This is a genomic window from Streptomyces barkulensis, from assembly GCF_002843305.1.
GTDB classification, from domain to species: Bacteria; Actinomycetota; Actinomycetes; order Streptomycetales; family Streptomycetaceae; genus Streptomyces; species Streptomyces barkulensis.
This window is the reverse complement of sequence record NZ_PGSG01000104.1, coordinates 53,539-69,689: the sequence shown is the minus strand read 5'-3', so window position 1 is coordinate 69,689 and position 16,151 is coordinate 53,539. Positions and strand designations below refer to the sequence as shown.

The following is a 16,151-nucleotide window of genomic DNA, read 5'->3' as shown; positions in this document are numbered from 1 at the left end:
CGCCGACGTTCCGGCACCGGGTCGCTACGTATAGCTTGCCCCGGTTCCTCCGTCGGGATAATCGTGGCGGCCGCCGGGTTTTCGAGACCCCCGGCCCGGACACCCGGGATGGATGAGTACCACCGATCACGACGAACTCCCGTTCCCCGACTACGATCACCTCTCCGCGGGCGAGCTGGAGCACCGGATCCGGGCCCTGTCGCACGACGACCTGGAGCGGCTGCTCCACTACGAGCGCGAACACGCCGGCCGAACCCATGTGATCGCGCTGCTGACGGCCCGTGCGCACCAGCTGGAGGAGGGCAGCCCGCGCTCCCCGGGCGGCGCCGAGCCGCCCTCGGGGCCGCAGGGCGAGCCCGGCGGATCCCCCGTCAGCCCGGCGACCTCGCCGGAGCCCTACAACCCGCCCCCGCACGGCACCCCCGACCAGCGCGCCAAGCCGGTGGGCAACCGCTTCCGGTAGAGGCCGCCGCGCAGGCGGGGCCCCCGGGAGCATGTCCCCGCTCCCGGGGGCCCTGTCCGTGCCCGTGCTGTCGGTGCCAGTGCCAGTGCCAGTGCCAGTGCCGTCCGGGCCCGTCCTGTCCGTGTCCGGCCGCCCTCCGGAGGGCGGCCGGACACGGACAGGGGCCGTCACTCCCCGGCGCGGGTGGACGGCAGCAGTTCGCGGATGTCCGGCGGCAGAACGTGGCCCACCTTGAGCATCAGCTCGGGCGAGACCGCCGCGTCCAGCACCTCCAGCACCGCCGTGGCCTCCCGCACCGCGGTGTCCTCCGTCGCGCGGGACCGCCAGGCCACCCGCCCGGCGAAGGTGATCAGGTCGAACGGCTCGCCGTGGGTGCGGGCGTCGGCCCGCCGCTGCGGCGAGGTCTCGTGCCCGGCCACCACCCGGCGCAGCGACTCCGCCGCCTCGCCGGGCAGCTGGGCGGCCAGATGATCGGCCACGCCGTCCGGTATCCGCTCCGCCAGCGTCTCCAGCGTGGCCCGCAGGGCCCGCTCGGCCGTCTGCCGGTCCGGCAGGTCCGCGTGCGCCTGCACCTGGCCGGTGAGCTCCTCGTACCGCATGGTCGGCACTCCTCTCTGCGTCCGGGCGTCCGGTGCGTCCGGTCGGGATCTCGCAAGGGGGCCGGCCGGGGCCCCTCGGATGCGGGTGACCCTGCCGGTGCGCATCGACACCTGCCGTTTCCGTGACCGTCGGCCGGGAACCCGTAACGGACCCGACCGATCGGAGGTGAGGAACGTGCCCGCACGGAAGGAGCTTCCGTCGACCCTGGAGCGCTCCCCCCAGGAGGCACAGCGCACCTGGATCAAGGCCCACGACTCCGCCGTGGAGGAGTACGGAGAGGGCCGGCGCGCGCACCAGACCGCCTACAGCGCCCTGAAGCACAAGTTCGAGAAGGTGGGCGACCACTGGGAGCGCAAGGAGGGCGGCCGCAAGGGGCCCTCCGACGAGCGGGCCGCCCGCCCGCGCGGCAGGGGCGGACGCAGCGGCGAGGGCGTCGACGAGAACGCCAGCAAGGAGCACCTGTACTCCGTCGCGCAGCGACTGGACATAGGCGGACGCTCCCGGATGAACAAGGACGAGCTGCTACGGGCCATCCGCAAGGCCAACCGCTCGAAGACCCGCGAGGCACGCTCCTAGCGCGCCGCAGCGAGGCCGCCCGTCTCAGCCGACGTAGCGGCGGGCGGCGGAGCGGCGCTGCTCCTCCTCCAGCAGCCGCAGCCGCTCCTCGACCTCCCGCGGCACCGCCCGGCGCTCGCGCAGCACCCACGGCAGCCCGGCCAGTGCCCGGCCGAAGGCCCGCGCCGACACCGCGTCGCGCGGCACCGTGCGCGCCAGACGCCAGGTGCGGCGCAGCGCCGCGGGCAGCGGGCGGCGCAGCCAGCCGAACCACAGCGTGTTGCGCAGCCCGTCCTCCCGGCGCGCGGTGGCGTCCCGCGCCGCCGAGGGCGCGTGGTGGACCGTCAGCTCCCCGGCGTAGGCGAGCCACCAGCCGCGCACCATCAGATCGGTGGCCAGCAGTTCCTCCTCGCCGCCCAGCCACAGCCGGGGCGAGAAACCACCCGCCTCCCGGAAGGCGTCGGTACGCAGCACCGTGGCCGCGGCCAGGAACGAGCCCAGGGCCGGACCGGGCAGCCACCCGGGGCCGGGGACGGGCGAGTCGCGCAGTTCGGCGACGATCGGGTCCTCGGCCCCGCCGGGCTCCACCACGATGCGCGCGGTGACCGCCGCCAGGCGGGGGCGGGCGTCGAGCAGCTCGGCGGCCCCGGCCAGCGCTCCGGGCTCCCACCAGGAGTCGTCGTCGCAGAAGGCCACGTACGGCGTGGTCACGCGCTCCACCGCCACATTGCGCCCCACCGCCCCCAGATTCCGCTCCGCCCGCAGCAGCCGCACCCACGGATGGACGCGCGCGACGGTCTCGGCGGTGCCGTCCTGCGAGGCGTTGTCGACGACGAACACCGGCGGGCGCTCGGGCAGTTCGGCCAGCCGTCCCAGGGTGCGCAGCAGTTCCTCGCGGCGGTTGTGGGTGATCACCACGACCGAGACCCGGGAGCCGGTCTCCCCGCCGGCTTCGGCGGTTTCGGAGTGCTCAGGGGCCACGGAGCTGTCCTTCCACACGGCGTACGGCTTCCTCGGTGTACGGCGGCAGGGGCCTGCGGGCGCGCACCGCCGACGGCAGCCGGGCCAGCGCGCCGAGCAGGGCGCGGCGGGCCTCCGGATCGCGGCGGGCCCGCGCGGCCAGCGCACCGGTGCGGCGCGCGGCCAGCGGCAGCGGCCGGCGCAGCCAGGTGGTGAGCAGTTCGTTGCGCAGCACCCGGGAGCCGCGCCCGGAGCGCGGCGAGGGGTCCGGATGGTGGTGGGCGACGACCTCGGGGCAGTGCGCGACCCCCCACCCCCGGGCGGCCAGATCGTAGGCGAGCAGGGTCTCCTCGGCGCCGAAGAACAGCAGCGGGTGGAAACCCCCGGCGTCCAGGAACGCCGACCGCCGCACCACCGAGGCGCACCCCAGGAAACCCAGCACCTGCGGGCCCGGCAGATCCCGGGCCGCGCCCAGCGGGGAGCCGGCCAGCAGGTCGTTCAGGGGGTCGGGGTCCTCCCCGGGGCCCACCAGGGTACGGGCGGCGATCAGCCCCAGCCGCGGATGGGCGTCGAGCAGTTCGGCGGCCCCGGCCAGCGCTCCGGGCTCCCACCAGGAGTCGTCGTCGCTGAAGGCCACGTACGGGGTCTGAATCGCCGCCACGCCCAGGTTGCGGGCGACCGCCCCCCTGTTCTCGGGCAACGGCAACAGCGCCACCTGGGGGAAGAGGGACGCGACCATGGTGCGGGTGTGGTCGGTCGAGGCGTTGTCGACCACCAGCACCGGCGGGTGCTCGGGCAGCGAGGTCAGCGCGCGCAGTGTGCGCGCCAGGCTGTCGGCGCGGTCGCGGGTGGCGATGACCACGCCTGTCGGCGAGCCGTTCAACCGGTACGCACCTCCGGCAGCAGGGACAGCGCCTCCAGAACCTCCTCCGGCCGGATGCGCAGCAGCAGGGGATCGGGGCGGTGGCCGTGGGGGTCGCCGGGCGGGCCCGGGTGCCACAGCACCCGGTGGCGCTCCAGCGGCGGCGGGCCCCACAGCGCGGGCGGCACCGGCCCGAACAGGGTCACCGACGGAGTCCCGTGGGCCACCGCCAGATGGGCCACACCGGTGTCGCCGCTCACCACGGCCGAGGCGCCCGCGACCAGCGCCGACAGCCGCTCCAGCGGCGGCTCGCCGTGGACGTCGGCGTCGGGCAGGCCGGCCGACTTGGCCAGCCGCGCCAGCAGGTCGTACTCGTGGGCGCCGCCGGTGACCACCACCCGGTGCCCGGCCCTCCGCAGTCCGGCGGCCACGGCCGCGTACCGCTCGACGGGCCAGCGGCGGGCCAAGGAGCCCGCGCCGGGGTGGAGCAGCACCGCGCCCGGGGCGGGGCAGGCCGCGGCGGGCGGCGGCAGACGGAGGTCGGCGGGGTCGGCCGGGATGCCGTACCAGGCCAGCAGGCGGCACCAGCGGTCGCGTTCGTGCTCCCCGGCGTACCACCGCGGGCCGTCGTCGGCGGCGAAGGCCAGCAGACGGCCGGGGCTCAGCGCCGCCAGCGCCCGCATGCTCTGCGGCCCTTTGCCGTGCAGATCGACGGCCACCTGCGGCGGCGGCCCGTGCCACCCGGTGATCTCGGGTACGGCGCGGCCCGGCGCGGAGGCGGGCAGCAAGGTGTCCACCGCGCCGCTCGCGCGGACGAGGGGGGCCAGCTCCGCCGGCGTGGCGAGTACGGTCTCATGGCCGGGGAACGCCCGGCGCAGCGCCCGCAGCGCGGGCACCCCGGCCAGCAGGTCGCCCAGGCCCAGCGCGCGCAGCACCAGCAGCCGGGGCCGGTGGGGGGCGCCCGCGGAACCGTTCACGGGGATCGCCGGCCGGGCGCCCGCGGCCTCCCGTTCCGGACCGTTCACCGCGTTCACCGCGCCCCGTTCCGGGACACGGAGCTCCGGGACACGGACACCGCCGCACGCTCGGCGATACGGCTGCTGGAGCGGCCGTCGAGGTACGGCAGCAGCACCGCCTGCCCGCCCCAGCCCTCCACCAGCGCGGCCTCGGGCAGCTCGGCCAGCGCGTAGTCGCCGCCCTTGACCCACACGTCCGGGCGCAGCCGCTCCAGCAGTTCCTCGGGGGTGTCCTCGTCGAAGACCGCCACCGCGTCCACGCACTCCAGGGCGCGCAGCACCCGGACGCGGTCGGCCAGCGGGTTGATGGGCCGGCCCGGTCCCTTGCGGCGGCGCACCGAGGCGTCCGAGTTCAGGCAGACCACCAGGCAGTCGCCGGTGCGGCGGGCCGCCTGGAGCAGCCCGACATGGCCCGCGTGCAGCAGGTCGAAGCAGCCGCCGGTGGCCACCACCGTGCCGCCCGCCGCCCGGACCCGGGCCACCAGGTGCTCCGCGTCCTCGCCGCGGGCGGCCGAGGGGGGCCGGGGCGCGGCCCGGTCGGGGAAGGCCAGCGCCGCCGCGCCCCCGGCCGCCACATAGCCGGTGGCGGCCGCCACCGCGCCGCGTACGGCGGTCTCCGGCAGCGCGCCGTCGGCCAGCAGCCCGGCCGCGGCGGCCGCGAACTGGTCGCCGGCGCCGCAGGAGTCGCCGCTGTGCCGCGCGGGCGCGGGCACCAGCAGAGGGTGGTCGCCGTAGGACAGCAGCGCGCCGCGGTCGCCCAGGGTGATGGCCACCGAGGCCGCGCCCCAGGCCTCGGCCAGCGCCCGGGCGTGGCGGGCCGCCGTGTGCAGGCTCTCCGGCTCGCCGGACGGCCCCGCCGCCCGCGCCGCCCCCGCCGCCCGCGCCGGCCGCGCTGTCTTCGGGGGCTTCGGGGGCTTGGAGACCCCGGGGGCCCTCGCCGGATCCGCGCCGGCCGCCGGGCCGGACGACCCGCCGGGGACGCCGGGACCGCCCTCCAGCCGCCCGGCGAACAGCCGGGCCTCCGCCGCCGTCGGGGTCACCAGACGGGCGCCCGGGACCGGCTCGCGGCCGCGCGGATGCGGATCCCACACCAGGGGCACCCGGGCGGCCCGCTCCGCCAGCAGCCCGCGTACGGCGTCAGCGGTGCCCCGGCCGTAGTCGGAGACCAGCAGGGCCGGGGCCGAGGCGATCGCCTCGCGGACCTCCCCGGGCACGGTCCCGCCCCCGCCGGGACCCCCGCCGAAGAGGGCCCGGCCGTCGCCCCGGTCCATCCGGACCACCGGGCGGCCACCGGCCAGCACCCTGGTCTTCTCCGACAGGGCGCCGTCCAGGGGCAGGGCGGCCACCGACACCCAGGGAGCCAGCAGTTCGCGCAGCCGCGCGCTCGCCGGATCCTCCCCCAGCGCGGTCACCAGGGTGACCGGGCGGCCGCCGAGCGCCGCCACATAGGCGGCCAGGGCGGCGCCGCCCGGACGCAGCCGCTCCTCGCAGTCCTCCAGGACCGGTACCGGCGCGTCCGGGGCCAGACGGTCCGCGCGGCCGACCAGATCGCGGTCGAGCAGGGCGTCGCCGACCACGACCAGCGGTGCGGCGGCGCCGCCCGGCGCGTCGAAGGCACCGGGCGCCGGGCCGTACAGCGAACCGGGCAGCGGGCCGGACATCGGATCGGACATCGGATCGGACATCGGATCGGGCGTGGGATCGGGCGTGGGATCAGGCGTCGGCGGCATCGTCCGCGCTCCCCTCTTCCGGGACGCCCTCCAGGGCGGCGTCGAACGCGGCGCACACCATGTGCACCGTCACCAGGTGGAGTTCCTGCACCGTCGCGGTGGAGCCCGCCCGTACGCACAGCGACTCGTCGCTGCCCGCGGCCAGCGGATTGGGCGCGGGCCCGGTCAGCGCCCACACCGACATCCCCGCCCCGCGCCCGGCCTCGGCGGCCGACAGCAGGTTGGCGCTGGCGCCGCTGGTCGACAGCAGCATCAGCACATCGCCCTCGCGCCCGTGCGCGCGCACCTGCCGGGCGAACACCTCGTCCACGCCGTAGTCGTTGGCGATCGCGGTGGTGGAGGAGGTGTCGGCGTGCAGGGCGATGGCGGAGAAGGGCGGGCGGTCGTCGCGGTAGCGGCCCACCAGCTCGGCCGTCAGATGCTGGGCCTGGGCGGCGCTGCCGCCGTTCCCGGCCGCGAGCAGCCGCCCGCCGCCCGCCAGCACCCGCGCCAGGCGCTCACCCCAGCTCTGGGCGGTGCCGGCCTGATCGCGGAAGGGCGCCAGCGCGTCCAGCAGCTCGTCGCAGTGGCCGGCGACCGGCCCCGTCGCCGGGGCGGGGGCCGGAGCCGGTGCCGGTGCCGGTGCCGCCCGGACGCGGCGTACCTTCGCGCCGTTCCCGGCGGCGGACTTGGAGCCGTTCTTCGTGGTGGTCCTGGGTGTCGTCATCGAATCGCCCCCGTCGGAACGCGGTGGCGCGCGACCACCTGGGCGTACACCTGCTCGGCGCCTTCGGCCACCCGCTCCCAGGAGAAGCGGGCCAGGGCGCGCTCACGACCGGCCTCGCCGTAGCGGCGCAGCAGCTCGGGGGAGCCGGTCAGTTCGTTGACGGCGCGGGCGAGCGCGCCGGGGTCGTCCGGCGGCACCAGCCGCCCGGTGACCCGGTCGGCGACCGAGTCCAGATGGCCGCCGACGCCGGTGGCCACGATCGGCACCCCGCAGGCCATGGCCTCCAGCGGGACGATGCCGAACGGCTCGTAGCGCGGCGTGGACAGCACCAGGTCGGCGCCGCGGATCAGCTCGGGCATCCGCTCGTGCGGCACCGCGCCCAGCAGCCGCACCCGGTCCGCCACCCCCAGCTCCCCGGCCAGCCGCCGCAGCCGCACCGCCTCGGGGTCGGTCTCCAGCAGCGCGGGTTCGGGGCCGCCGGCGATCAGCAGCTCCGCGCCGGGGATCCCGGCCAGCGCCGTGATCGCCTGGTCGAAGCCCTTGCGCGGCACCAGGCGGCCGATCGCCAGCAGCCGGTGCGGGCCGTCGCGCCGGGCGCCGCGCCCGGCCGGGTCCCCCGGGCTGAACTCCAGGGTGTCCACACCGCAGGGCACCACCGACGTCCGCTCCGGCGGCACGCCCATCGCGGCCAGCTCGAACACCTCGTCGGCGCAGGTCGCCAGGACACGGGCGCACTCGCGGCCGATCCGCCGCTCCAGCCCGGTCCGCTCGGGCGGACTGGTGTCGTCCGCGCCCTGGTGGCGCCGCTTGACGGTGCCCAGCGCGTGGAAGGTCTGCACGACCGGGACGCCCCGGCCCTCCGCGCCGAGCAGCGCGGCCGTGCCCGACATCCAGAAGTGCGCGTGCGCCACGTCCGGCCGCCGTGCCTCCCAGCGGCGCGCCAGATGCTCGCCGAAGGCGGTCATGTGCGGCAGCAGTTCGTCCTTGGGCACCTGCCGGGGCGGCCCCGCCGGCACGTGCTCGACGGTCACGCCCGGCGCCATCGGCACCCGGTCGGGCGGCTCGGGGGAGTCCCGGCGGGTGTGGACGGTGACCTGGTGGCCGCGCCGCGCCAGCTCCTTCGACAACTGCGCGACGTACACGTTCTGGCCTCCGGCGTCGGGGCCGCCGAGCGCGGCGAGCGGGCTCGCGTGCTCGGACACCATGGCGATCCTCATCGGGCCACCTCCTTGATCAGCCGCTCCCAGTCGTCCAGGAAGCGCGGCAGCCCGTAGCGGGCCAGTGCGGCCGTGCGTGCCTGCTCGCCGACGTGGCGCGCGTACGCCGGGTCGGCGAGGAAACCGCGGACGGCGTCGGTCAGGACGTCGAGCCGGTTGGAGAGCACCCCGGCCCCCTCGGGCACGGCCGCGGACGCCTCGGTGGTGTCCAGCGCGACCACGGGCATGCCCAGGTGCATGGCCTCCAGCAGCGACAGGCCGAGCGAGGTCCAGCGGACCGGGTGCACGTACACCCGCCGCCGGGCCATGGCCCGGTGCAGCTCGCGCTGGGGGAGTTCGTGGGAGCGGCAGCGCTCCTCCGGGACGCCGAGCCGTTCGGCCAGCCCCCGCGTCCGCATGCCGAAGACGTCCAGCGGCGCGGCCTCGGCGAAGCGCGGCAGCAGGTCGGTGCCGGTGGTGCGGCCGCGGCGCAGCGGCTCGTTGACCACCACCGCCGCCCGCTCCAGGTCGCCGGTGTACAGCGGCCCGGGGTCGACGATGCCGTGCTCGACGACGGCGGTGGGGGAGGGGCCGCAGTCCCAGAACAGCCGGTTGAAGTGCGTGACGTGGACGATCGGCAGACCCGGCTGCCCGGCCATCGGATGACGGGTGTCGGGCACGTTGCCGTCCGGCGCGTTGTGCTCCAGGTAGACGGCCGGCACATCGCGGCCCGGCAGCCGGCCGCCCAGCCACTGCTCGGCCAGGCCGAGCTCGTGGGGGCGCTGGAGCACCACCAGGTCGACGTCCGTCTCCCGCAGCTCCTCGGGGGGCAGTTCCACCACGCTGTCCGGCCAGTCGAAGGTGACGGCGCGGCCGAGTCCGTCGGGGCCCCGGTCGGGGGTGACGGGCACGAGATAGGTGTGCGGGCCCTGGACGAACGCGGTGGTCCAGGAACCGTGTACATGCCACAGCAGGATCCTCATGCGGCGCCCTCCCGGCCTGTGCTCTGCCGACCGCCTTCGGCGTCTGTGCTCTGCCGACCGCCTTCGGCGGCGGCCTTCTCCACGGCGGTGACCACGTCCTGGGGCGTCACGCGGTCCAGACAGGGGTGCCCGGGGACGGGGCAGACGCGGGCCCTGGTCCCGGCGCACGGGGCCTGCTGGTCGCCCAGCAGCACCAGGGGCACCCGGAAGGGGGCCCAGCGCTCGGCCGGGACGACCGGCGAGAACAGCGAGACCACCGGCGCGCCCACGGCGGCGGCCAGATGCGCCGGGCCGGTGTTCCCGGTGACCACGGCCGCCGCGCCCGCCAGCACTCCGGCCAGTTCGGCGGGCGAGGTGCGTCCGCCCAGGTCCAGCCCCGCGCGGCCGGCCACGTACGAGGTCAGCTCGCGCTCCTCGGGCACGCCGGTGACCACCACCCGGTGCCCGGCCTCCGTCAGGGCCCGGGCGGCCTCGGCCGACAGCTCGGGGCTCCAGCGGCGGGCGGGCACGCTCGCGCCCGGGTGCAGTACGACATAGCCCGGCGGCCCGGCCAGTTCCTCCACCCCGGGCGGCGGCAGCACCCGCAGCCGCCCGTCGTCGCCCTCGGGCAGGGGGAAGCCGGCCGCCTCGGCCAGCGCGAGCGCGGCCTCGGCCTCGTGCGCGTGCTCGTCGCGCCGGTGGCGGACGTCCAGCAGCGAGCCGGGGTAGTGGACGCTGTCGGCGGCGATCCGGGACACCCCCGCCATCCGCAGCACCAGGGCGGTCGGCAGGGGGCTCTGGTGGGCCGAGGCCAGGACCAGGGCGGTGTCGCAGCGCCGCCCGGCGACCAGCTCCACCGCCTCCTGGACGCCGTCCCGCGCGGTGGGGGGCGGGTCGAGGCCCACCCAGGGGGCGTCCCAGACGACGACCTCGTCCACCCCCGGCAGCATCCGCCCGGCGGGCGCGCCGCGCGGACCGCACAGCAGCGTCACATGGTCGGCGCGCGCGGCCACGGCCCGTACCGCCGGGCCTGCCAGCAGCACGTCCCCGAAGCTGTCCAGACGTGCGACGAGTGCTCTCATGACGGCCTCCGGACGGTGGCGGTACGGGCGGCTGTGCGGGCGGACGTACGGGAGGCCGCGCGGGCCGCGGCACGGGCGGGCCCGGAGGCCTGGGGTGCCTGGGCGGCCGGTGCGAACGCCCGCACGGGAGCGCGGCCTTCCCCGGCCCGCTCGCCGGCGGGGCCGGGCCACGGCCCGTCCAGCGCGGCGCGCACCGCCGTGAGCAGGTCGGGGGCGACCGCGGAAGCCTTCCGCACCTCCTCCGCAAGGGTCACGGGAGTGGGAACGAGGATGCCGCGGGCGCCGGCGGCACGCGCGGCTTCCATGTCGGAGCCGATGTCCCCGATCACCACGCACTCGGCGGGGGCCGCGCCCAGCCGCCGGGCCGCGTCCAGCACCAGGGCGGGGGCGGGCTTGCGGCAGGCGCAGCCGTCCTCCGGGCCGTGCGGGCAGACGGCCCAGGCGTGGAAGGGGCCCAGCAACTCGTCGATCCGGGCGTGCACCCGGCCCATGTCGTCCCAGCCGATCAGACCGCGCGCGACGCCGGACTGGTTGGTGACCACCGCGGCCGGCACACCGCGCGAGCGCAGCAGCGCCATCGCCTCGGCGGCGCCCGGTACCGGGCGCACCAGTGCCGGGTCGCCGTTGTAGGGGACGTCCTCCACGAGGGTCCCGTCCCGGTCGAGGAGCACCGCGCGCACCGCGCGCACCGCCGTCATGCCGTGCCTCCCCCGATACGGTCCCCGACGTGCTCTCCGCCGTCGTGCCCGCCGCCCGGGCCCGCCTCCCAGGGGGTGGCGGCGCGGTGGCGCAGCGTCCCGGCCAGCCGGTGGTACACCGCCAGCGGCGGTATGAGCGCGCTGGTCACCAGCATGGTCGTGACCTCCTCGCGGGTTCGGGGCCCGGGCGCGATCCGGGCGCGGGCGAACTCGGCCGTGCCCAGCAGCCATCCCGCCCCGGCCAGGGCCGCGGCCCACCGCCGCCCCGCCGCGGCCGAGACGAGCGCGGTGAGCCCGGCGGCGGTGACCGCCGCGTGGCGGCGGATGCGCCCCCGGGGGGCCGCGGCCCGCCGCCACCAGGCGGGGCCGTGCAGCCGCAGCATCAGCGCGTCGTCGGCGTTGCCGCGCTGTGTGCGCAGCGACACCCAGCGGCCGGCCGGCCGCACCGGGTGCGTGGTCAGCCGGTTGCCGCGCCGGATGCGCCAGCCGTCGTCCAGCACCCGCAGCGCCAGGTCGGCGTCCTCGCGGAAGGCGCGCGGGAAGCGCTCGTCGAAGCCGCCGACCGCCTTGAGCGCCTCGGTGCGGTAGGCCATGTCTGCCGTGGCCCACTGGGCGCGGGCCAGTCCGGCGGTGTTGCGCTCCCAGTCGGTGGGGCGCCGCCCGGTGGGCAGCGGCACGTCCAGCACGCCCTGCACCCCGGCGACGGTGGGGTCGGCCTCGCCCAGGTCGCGGGCCAGGGCCTCGCGCCAGCGGGCGCCGACGCGCACGTCGTCGTCGAGGAAGGCCACCCAGGGGGCGGTGACCAGCTGCCAGCCGATGTTGCGGGCTCCGGCCGGGCCCCGGCCGCCGGTCTGCACCACGGTGGCGCGCTCGCGCAGCGGGCCCAGGACGTGCAGCGGCAGGTCCTCGCGGAGCGGCTCGGGCTGCGGCCGGTCGTCCACGATCACGATCTCGCGCGGCTCGGGGCCGGCCGACCCGCCCAGCGATGCCAGGCAGTCGGCCAGGCAGGGGCGGCCGACGGTGGGTATGACCACCGAGTAGTCGACGGCGGCCCGGTGCGGGGCGCTCACGCGAAGAACCTTCCGCGGCGGACCGCGAACGGTCCGATGGCCAGCAGGTCCACGGGGGAGGAGCCGAAGCACTCCAGCGCGTCGCGCGGGGAGTCCACCATCGGGCGTCCGGCGGTGTTGAGGCTGGTGTTGACCACCACCGGCAGCCCGGTGCGGCGCTCGAAGGCCTCCAGCATCCGCGCCACCAGCGGCTCGTCGCCGGGGTTCACCGTCTGGATGCGGGCGGTGCCGTCCACGTGCACCACCGCGGGGATGCGGCCGCGCCACTGCTTGGCCACGTCGTGCACGAAGAGCATGTACGGGCTGGGCAGCGGCCCGTCGAAGATCTCCGCGGCGCGCTCCTCGGCGACCATGGGCGCCACCGGGCGGAACTCCTCGCGGCCCTTCACCCGGTTGAGCCGGTCCAGGTTCTCCGCCCGGCCCGGGTGGGCCAGCAGCGAGCGGTGGCCCAGGGCGCGCGGACCGTACTCGGCGCGGCCCTGGAACCAGGCCACGATCCCGTCGCCGGCCAGCGTCTCGGCGACCGTCTCGGCGATGTCGGCGGGCCGCTCGTAGGGGACGGCCGCCTCCTTCAGGAAGTCCTCGATCTCCTCGTCCGACCAGCCGCGGCCCAGGGCGGCGCCGGGCATCGGCGGCGGGGACTCGTCGTGCGCGGCGGCCAGGTGCAGGGCCGCGCCCAGCGCGGTGCCCGCGTCGCCGGCCGCGGGCTGCACCCACACCCGCTCGAAGGGTCCCTCGGCGGCCAGCCGGGAGTTGGCCACGCAGTTCAGCGCCACCCCGCCGGCCAGGGTCAGCTCCCGGCCGCCGCCCTCGGCGTGCAGCCAGCTCGCCAGGTCCAGCAGCGTCTCCTCCAGCACAGCCTGGGCGCTGGCGGCCAGGTCGGCGTGGTCCTGGTTCCACTCGGCGCCCGCCTCGCGGGCGGGGGCCAGCGCCGCCCACTCCACCCCGTGGGCGGTGAAGCCGCCCCTGCCGTCGCTGTGCACCCACTGGCGCAGCTGGGGCAGGAAGCGCGGCTTGCCGTAGGAGGCCAGTGCCATGACCTTGTACTCGTCGCTGGAGCGCAGGAAGCCCAGGTGCTCGGTCAGCTCCTCGTAGACCAGGCCGAGCGAGTGCGGCAGCCTCTGTGTGGCCAGTACCTCCAGCCGGTCGCCGTGGTAGCGGCCGGACAGGTGGGAGGCGCACTCGCCGCGCCCGTCGAGGACCAGGACCGCGCTGTCGCGGTGCGGCCCGGCGATCCCGGCGGACGCGGCGTGCGCCATGTGGTGCGGCACGAAGCGGACGACGGAGGGGTCCAGGCCGGGCAGCGCCTCGGCCAGGAAGGACGGGGCGCGGCGGGCGTACTCCTGGCGCAGGTGGTCCCAGGGGTCGTTCAGGCCCAGGGACTCGGCCGGCGCCGACAGGGCGGGGTCGAAGGAGTAGGCGACCGCGTCCAGGTCGGCGGGGGTGAGACCGGCCTGCCGCAGGCACCAGGCCGCCGACAGCTCGGGCATCTCCCAGGCGGAGAACGGCACCGGCCGTTTGCCGTGCTTGCGCCGGCTGAACCGCTCCTCCTCCGCCGCCGCGACGGTGCGGCCGTCGACCACCAGTGCCGCCGCCGGGTCGTGGAAGACGGCGTTGATGCCGAGGATGCGCATGAGGGATGCCTCCGTGATGTCGGTCCCGGTGCGTCCAGGTGCCCCTGGGGATGCCGTGGCGTCCGTGGTTACCGTCGGCGGTGATGCCAAACGCCGAAGGTCGACTCTGTACGGGGGAACTGACTCCAACGGGTGACAGGGAACGCGCCCGGGAAGAGCGCGGGGAAGGGCCGGGCGCGGTCCGGCCCGGGTGGGAGGGACCGCGCCCGGCTCGGGTCCGGACCCCGGTCCGGGCGGCGGTCCGGGCGGCGGATCAGGCGGCGGCCCGGCGGGCGAACCAGTCGATGGTCCGCTCCAGCCCCTCCTGCCAGCCCACGCGCGGTTCCCAGCCCAGCCTCTCCCTGGCCAGGGAGGTGTCCGGGCAGCGCCGGGCGGGATCGTCGCCGGGCCGCTCGACGAAGGTGATCGGTGAGGCCGAGCCGGTGAGCTTGACGATCCGGCGGGCGATGTCCAGGACGGTGGTCTCCTCCTCGCCGCCGATGTTGACCGGCCCCGGCAGATCGCTCCCGGCGAGCGCGACGATGCCCGCCACGGTGTCGTCGACGTAGCACAGCGAACGGGTCTGGCCGCCGTCCCCGGCCACCGTCAGCGGTTCGCCCGCCAGGGCCTGCCGGACGAAGGTCGGCACGGCGCGGCCGTCCCCGGCGCGCATCCGGGGGCCGTAGGAGTTGAAGATCCGCACGATCGCGGTGTCCGTGCCGCGCGCCCCGCGGTGGGCGGTGACCAGCGCCTCGGCGTACCGCTTGGCCTCGTCGTAGACGCTGCGCGGGCCGACGGGGTTGACGTGCCCCCAGTAGTCCTCGCGCTGCGGGTGCTCGCGCGGGTCGCCGTAGACCTCGGAGGTGGAGGCCAGCACCATCCGCGCGCCGTCGCGCGCGGCCAGCTCCAGGGCGTTGCGGGTGCCGCTGCTGCCCGTCTCCAGGGTCTCCAGCGGCAGCCGCAGGTAGTCCGCGGGCGAGGCGGGGCAGGCCAGGTGGAAGACCAGGTCGAAGGGGCCGCCGGGCAGGTCCGCCAGGGCGCCCGGCGCGCAGGCGTCGCGCCGTACGAAGGCGAAGCCGTCCCGGCCGAGCAGATGCGCGAGATTGCTCTCGGACCCCGAGAGCAGGTTGTCCACGGCCGTCACCGCCAGACCGTCGTCCAGCAGGCGTTCGCACAGGTGCGAACCCACGAACCCGGCGCCGCCGGTCACCACGGCCCGCCGCCGGTCACGTTCACCCATCATCGGCAACCTCTTCCTGTCGTTCCCCGCTTTTGTTCCCCGGAGCCGGTGTAAGGGGGCGTCCTGCTGCGTACTCGGAGACCATGAGCGAAACGCACCCGGATCCTGACCCCAGGCGGTCGCCCGGCCTCGAGAGCGGTGGCGGGGTGCCGCCGGGCGAGACGCCGCCCGGCGAGAGCAGCACGCCCGCGGGCGCACCCGACCAGAACGCCAACACGCCCAGCGGCTGGGGCCCGGTGCCACTGATCCTGCTGCTGGTCCTGGCCGTGGTCGTCGCGGGGTTCTTCATCGCCTACGCGGTGGCACTGTGACCCCGAGTCCCCGGATGGCGACACCGAAAACACCCGGAACGGCCGAGGCGGCCGGAGCGACCGGAACAGCCGAAACAGCCGGGGCAGGCGCAGCGGCCGGGGCGGCGGGAGCGTCCAGAGCGCTGCTCACCGGCTGGTTCACCTTCCTGCACGGGGAGGTCACGGCCGGCGACGTGCTGGCGCTGGAGCGCGTCCGGCAGGTGCTGGACCGCTCCGGCATACCCCACGACACCGCCTGGAGCCCGGGCTTCCGGCCGGACGGTCCGCATCTGGAGGACGCGGACCCGGCGCGGTACACCCATGTGGTCTTCGTCTGCGGCCCGCTGCACGGGCCCCAGGTCGCACAGCTCCACGAGCGGTACCCCGGCTGCGTGCGCGTCGCCGTGGGCGTGTCGGTCATCGACCCCGGCGACCCCGCCGTGCGCGGCTTCCACCATGTGCTGCCGCGCGACGCCGAGGACGCGCGGCCCACCGCCGATCTGGCCGCCGCCGCGCCGGAGGCGCCCGCCGCCCCGGTGGCCGGTGTGATCCTCACCCGGGGGCAGGGGGAGTACGGCGGGCGCCGCCGCCATGAGGAGGTCGCCGAGCGGGTGACCGGATGGCTGGCGCGGACCGACTGCGCCCGGGTGGAGCTCGACACCCGGCTGGCGGGCGGCGACTGGCGGCTGTGCGCCACCCCCGCCCAGCTCCAGTCCGTACTGGCCCGGCTCGACGTCGTGGTCACCGACCGGCTGCACGGCCTGGTGCTCGCCCTGCGTGCCGGGGTCCCGGCCCTGGCCGTCGACCCGGTGGCCGGCGGCGCGAAGGTGACCGCCCAGGCGCGGGTGCACCGCTGGCCGGCCCTGGTCCCGGCCGAGCGGTGCACCGGGGAGGAGCTGGACCGCTGGTGGCGGTGGTGCCTGACCGGGGGCCGGGCCGCCGCCCGCCGCCGGCGGCACGCCTTCCGCCGCGCCCCCGACCGGGACCAGGGCGGCGCACTGGCGCGGCTCCTGCGGCCGGGGACCGGAACCGGGTCCGCGGCGCCCGGCACCGGGCGCGTACGGCGGTAGCCCGCGGCGGCCGGTGCCGGGCGCCGGGGCCGGCGGGC

The 16,151-nt window shown here is 77.0% G+C and carries 17 protein-coding genes; 4 read left to right on the top strand and 13 right to left on the bottom strand.

The window, feature by feature from the left end; genetic code table 11:
- The first annotated feature begins 112 nt into the window (after positions 1 to 112).
- Positions 113 to 463, top strand: coding sequence for a DUF8129 domain-containing protein (locus CUT83_RS21610; RefSeq protein WP_093849593.1), 351 nt, complete (start codon positions 113 to 115; stop codon positions 461 to 463).
- Positions 464 to 630: 167 nt separating this feature from the next.
- On the opposite strand, the gene CUT83_RS21605 is transcribed toward CUT83_RS21610, so the two are convergent.
- Positions 631 to 1,062, bottom strand: coding sequence for a DUF2267 domain-containing protein (locus CUT83_RS21605; protein WP_093849592.1), 432 nt, complete (start codon positions 1,060 to 1,062; stop codon positions 631 to 633).
- 175 nt (positions 1,063 to 1,237) lie between these two features.
- Here CUT83_RS21605 and CUT83_RS21600 point away from each other — a divergent pair, with 175 nt between their 5' ends.
- Complete coding sequence (locus CUT83_RS21600; RefSeq protein WP_101257596.1) at positions 1,238 to 1,639, top strand: ChaB family protein; 402 nt, start codon at positions 1,238 to 1,240, stop codon at positions 1,637 to 1,639.
- 24 nt (positions 1,640 to 1,663) lie between these two features.
- Here CUT83_RS21600 and CUT83_RS21595 read toward each other — a convergent pair whose 3' ends face one another.
- The 12 genes from CUT83_RS21595 to CUT83_RS21540 all read right to left on the bottom strand — a co-directional run bounded on the left by CUT83_RS21595 (position 1,664) and on the right by CUT83_RS21540 (position 14,753).
- The gene (locus tag CUT83_RS21595) at positions 1,664 to 2,599 is read right to left on the bottom strand and encodes a glycosyltransferase family 2 protein (RefSeq protein ID WP_101257595.1); all 936 of its coding nucleotides are present in this window, start codon (positions 2,597 to 2,599) and stop codon (positions 1,664 to 1,666) included.
- On the bottom strand, positions 2,589 to 3,461 hold the full coding sequence (locus tag CUT83_RS21590) for a glycosyltransferase family 2 protein (protein ID WP_241524819.1): 873 nt from the start codon (positions 3,459 to 3,461) through the stop codon (positions 2,589 to 2,591). Before CUT83_RS21590 ends, CUT83_RS21595 begins: the two co-directional genes overlap by 11 nt.
- Positions 3,458 to 4,465 (bottom strand): glycosyltransferase family 9 protein, encoded by a 1,008-nt coding sequence (locus CUT83_RS21585; protein ID WP_420882468.1) that lies wholly within the window; start codon positions 4,463 to 4,465, stop codon positions 3,458 to 3,460. Before CUT83_RS21585 ends, CUT83_RS21590 begins: the two co-directional genes overlap by 4 nt.
- 5 nt (positions 4,466 to 4,470) lie before the next feature.
- On the bottom strand, positions 4,471 to 6,129 hold the full coding sequence (gene rfaE2, locus CUT83_RS21580) for a D-glycero-beta-D-manno-heptose 1-phosphate adenylyltransferase (protein WP_241524818.1): 1,659 nt from the start codon (positions 6,127 to 6,129) through the stop codon (positions 4,471 to 4,473).
- Positions 6,130 to 6,169: 40 nt separating this feature from the next.
- Positions 6,170 to 6,892, bottom strand: a complete 723-nt coding sequence (locus CUT83_RS21575) for a D-sedoheptulose-7-phosphate isomerase (RefSeq protein ID WP_101257481.1) — start codon at positions 6,890 to 6,892, stop codon at positions 6,170 to 6,172.
- A complete protein-coding gene (locus tag CUT83_RS21570) occupies positions 6,889 to 8,109 on the bottom strand; it encodes a glycosyltransferase (protein WP_101257480.1) in 1,221 nt (406 codons plus the stop codon). Before CUT83_RS21570 ends, CUT83_RS21575 begins: the two co-directional genes overlap by 4 nt.
- Complete coding sequence (locus CUT83_RS21565; protein ID WP_101257479.1) at positions 8,106 to 9,071, bottom strand: glycosyltransferase; 966 nt, start codon at positions 9,069 to 9,071, stop codon at positions 8,106 to 8,108. The genes CUT83_RS21570 and CUT83_RS21565 overlap by 4 nt, the downstream gene beginning before the upstream one ends.
- On the bottom strand, positions 9,068 to 10,132 hold the full coding sequence (locus CUT83_RS21560) for a glycosyltransferase family 9 protein (protein WP_101257478.1): 1,065 nt from the start codon (positions 10,130 to 10,132) through the stop codon (positions 9,068 to 9,070). Before CUT83_RS21560 ends, CUT83_RS21565 begins: the two co-directional genes overlap by 4 nt.
- Entirely contained in the window at positions 10,129 to 10,830 is a 702-nt protein-coding gene (locus CUT83_RS21555; RefSeq protein WP_173915129.1) for a D-glycero-alpha-D-manno-heptose-1,7-bisphosphate 7-phosphatase, read from the bottom strand. The genes CUT83_RS21560 and CUT83_RS21555 overlap by 4 nt, the downstream gene beginning before the upstream one ends.
- Positions 10,827 to 11,900: a glycosyltransferase family 2 protein gene (locus CUT83_RS21550; protein ID WP_101257477.1), complete on the bottom strand. Its 1,074-nt coding sequence runs from the start codon at positions 11,898 to 11,900 to the stop codon at positions 10,827 to 10,829. Before CUT83_RS21550 ends, CUT83_RS21555 begins: the two co-directional genes overlap by 4 nt.
- Positions 11,897 to 13,534 (bottom strand): carbamoyltransferase family protein, encoded by a 1,638-nt coding sequence (locus tag CUT83_RS21545; RefSeq protein ID WP_101257476.1) that lies wholly within the window; start codon positions 13,532 to 13,534, stop codon positions 11,897 to 11,899. The genes CUT83_RS21550 and CUT83_RS21545 overlap by 4 nt, the downstream gene beginning before the upstream one ends.
- A 253-nt stretch (positions 13,535 to 13,787) precedes the next feature.
- The gene (locus CUT83_RS21540) at positions 13,788 to 14,753 is read right to left on the bottom strand and encodes an NAD-dependent epimerase/dehydratase family protein (RefSeq protein ID WP_420882472.1); all 966 of its coding nucleotides are present in this window, start codon (positions 14,751 to 14,753) and stop codon (positions 13,788 to 13,790) included.
- Between the two features lie 83 nt (positions 14,754 to 14,836).
- On the opposite strand from CUT83_RS21540, the gene CUT83_RS21535 reads away from it, so the two are divergent.
- Both CUT83_RS21535 and CUT83_RS21530 read left to right on the top strand, forming a co-directional pair.
- Positions 14,837 to 15,064: a DUF6480 family protein gene (locus CUT83_RS21535; RefSeq protein ID WP_093849583.1), complete on the top strand. Its 228-nt coding sequence runs from the start codon at positions 14,837 to 14,839 to the stop codon at positions 15,062 to 15,064.
- Between the two features lie 14 nt (positions 15,065 to 15,078).
- The gene (locus CUT83_RS21530) at positions 15,079 to 16,113 is read left to right on the top strand and encodes a polysaccharide pyruvyl transferase family protein (protein ID WP_101257474.1); all 1,035 of its coding nucleotides are present in this window, start codon (positions 15,079 to 15,081) and stop codon (positions 16,111 to 16,113) included.
- Positions 16,114 to 16,151 lie beyond the last annotated feature (38 nt).

Excerpts from the sequence above, each read along its gene's own strand:
- CUT83_RS21610 (WP_093849593.1), top strand. The coding sequence starts at position 113 with ATGAGTACCACCGATCACGACGAACTCCCGTTCCCCGACTACGATCAC.
- CUT83_RS21605 (WP_093849592.1), bottom strand. The coding sequence starts at position 1,062 with ATGCGGTACGAGGAGCTCACCGGCCAGGTGCAGGCGCACGCGGACCTG.
- rfaE2 (WP_241524818.1), bottom strand. The coding sequence starts at position 6,129 with ATGTCCGATCCGATGTCCGGCCCGCTGCCCGGTTCGCTGTACGGCCCG.
- CUT83_RS21575 (WP_101257481.1), bottom strand. The coding sequence starts at position 6,892 with ATGACGACACCCAGGACCACCACGAAGAACGGCTCCAAGTCCGCCGCC.
- CUT83_RS21570 (WP_101257480.1), bottom strand. The coding sequence starts at position 8,109 with ATGAGGATCGCCATGGTGTCCGAGCACGCGAGCCCGCTCGCCGCGCTC.
- CUT83_RS21565 (WP_101257479.1), bottom strand. The coding sequence starts at position 9,071 with ATGAGGATCCTGCTGTGGCATGTACACGGTTCCTGGACCACCGCGTTC.
- CUT83_RS21560 (WP_101257478.1), bottom strand. The coding sequence starts at position 10,132 with ATGAGAGCACTCGTCGCACGTCTGGACAGCTTCGGGGACGTGCTGCTG.
- CUT83_RS21555 (WP_173915129.1), bottom strand. The coding sequence starts at position 10,830 with ATGACGGCGGTGCGCGCGGTGCGCGCGGTGCTCCTCGACCGGGACGGG.
- CUT83_RS21545 (WP_101257476.1), bottom strand. The coding sequence starts at position 13,534 with ATGCGCATCCTCGGCATCAACGCCGTCTTCCACGACCCGGCGGCGGCA.
- CUT83_RS21540 (WP_420882472.1), bottom strand. The coding sequence starts at position 14,753 with ATGGGTGAACGTGACCGGCGGCGGGCCGTGGTGACCGGCGGCGCCGGG.
- CUT83_RS21535 (WP_093849583.1), top strand. The coding sequence starts at position 14,837 with ATGAGCGAAACGCACCCGGATCCTGACCCCAGGCGGTCGCCCGGCCTC.
- CUT83_RS21530 (WP_101257474.1), top strand. The coding sequence starts at position 15,079 with ATGGCGACACCGAAAACACCCGGAACGGCCGAGGCGGCCGGAGCGACC.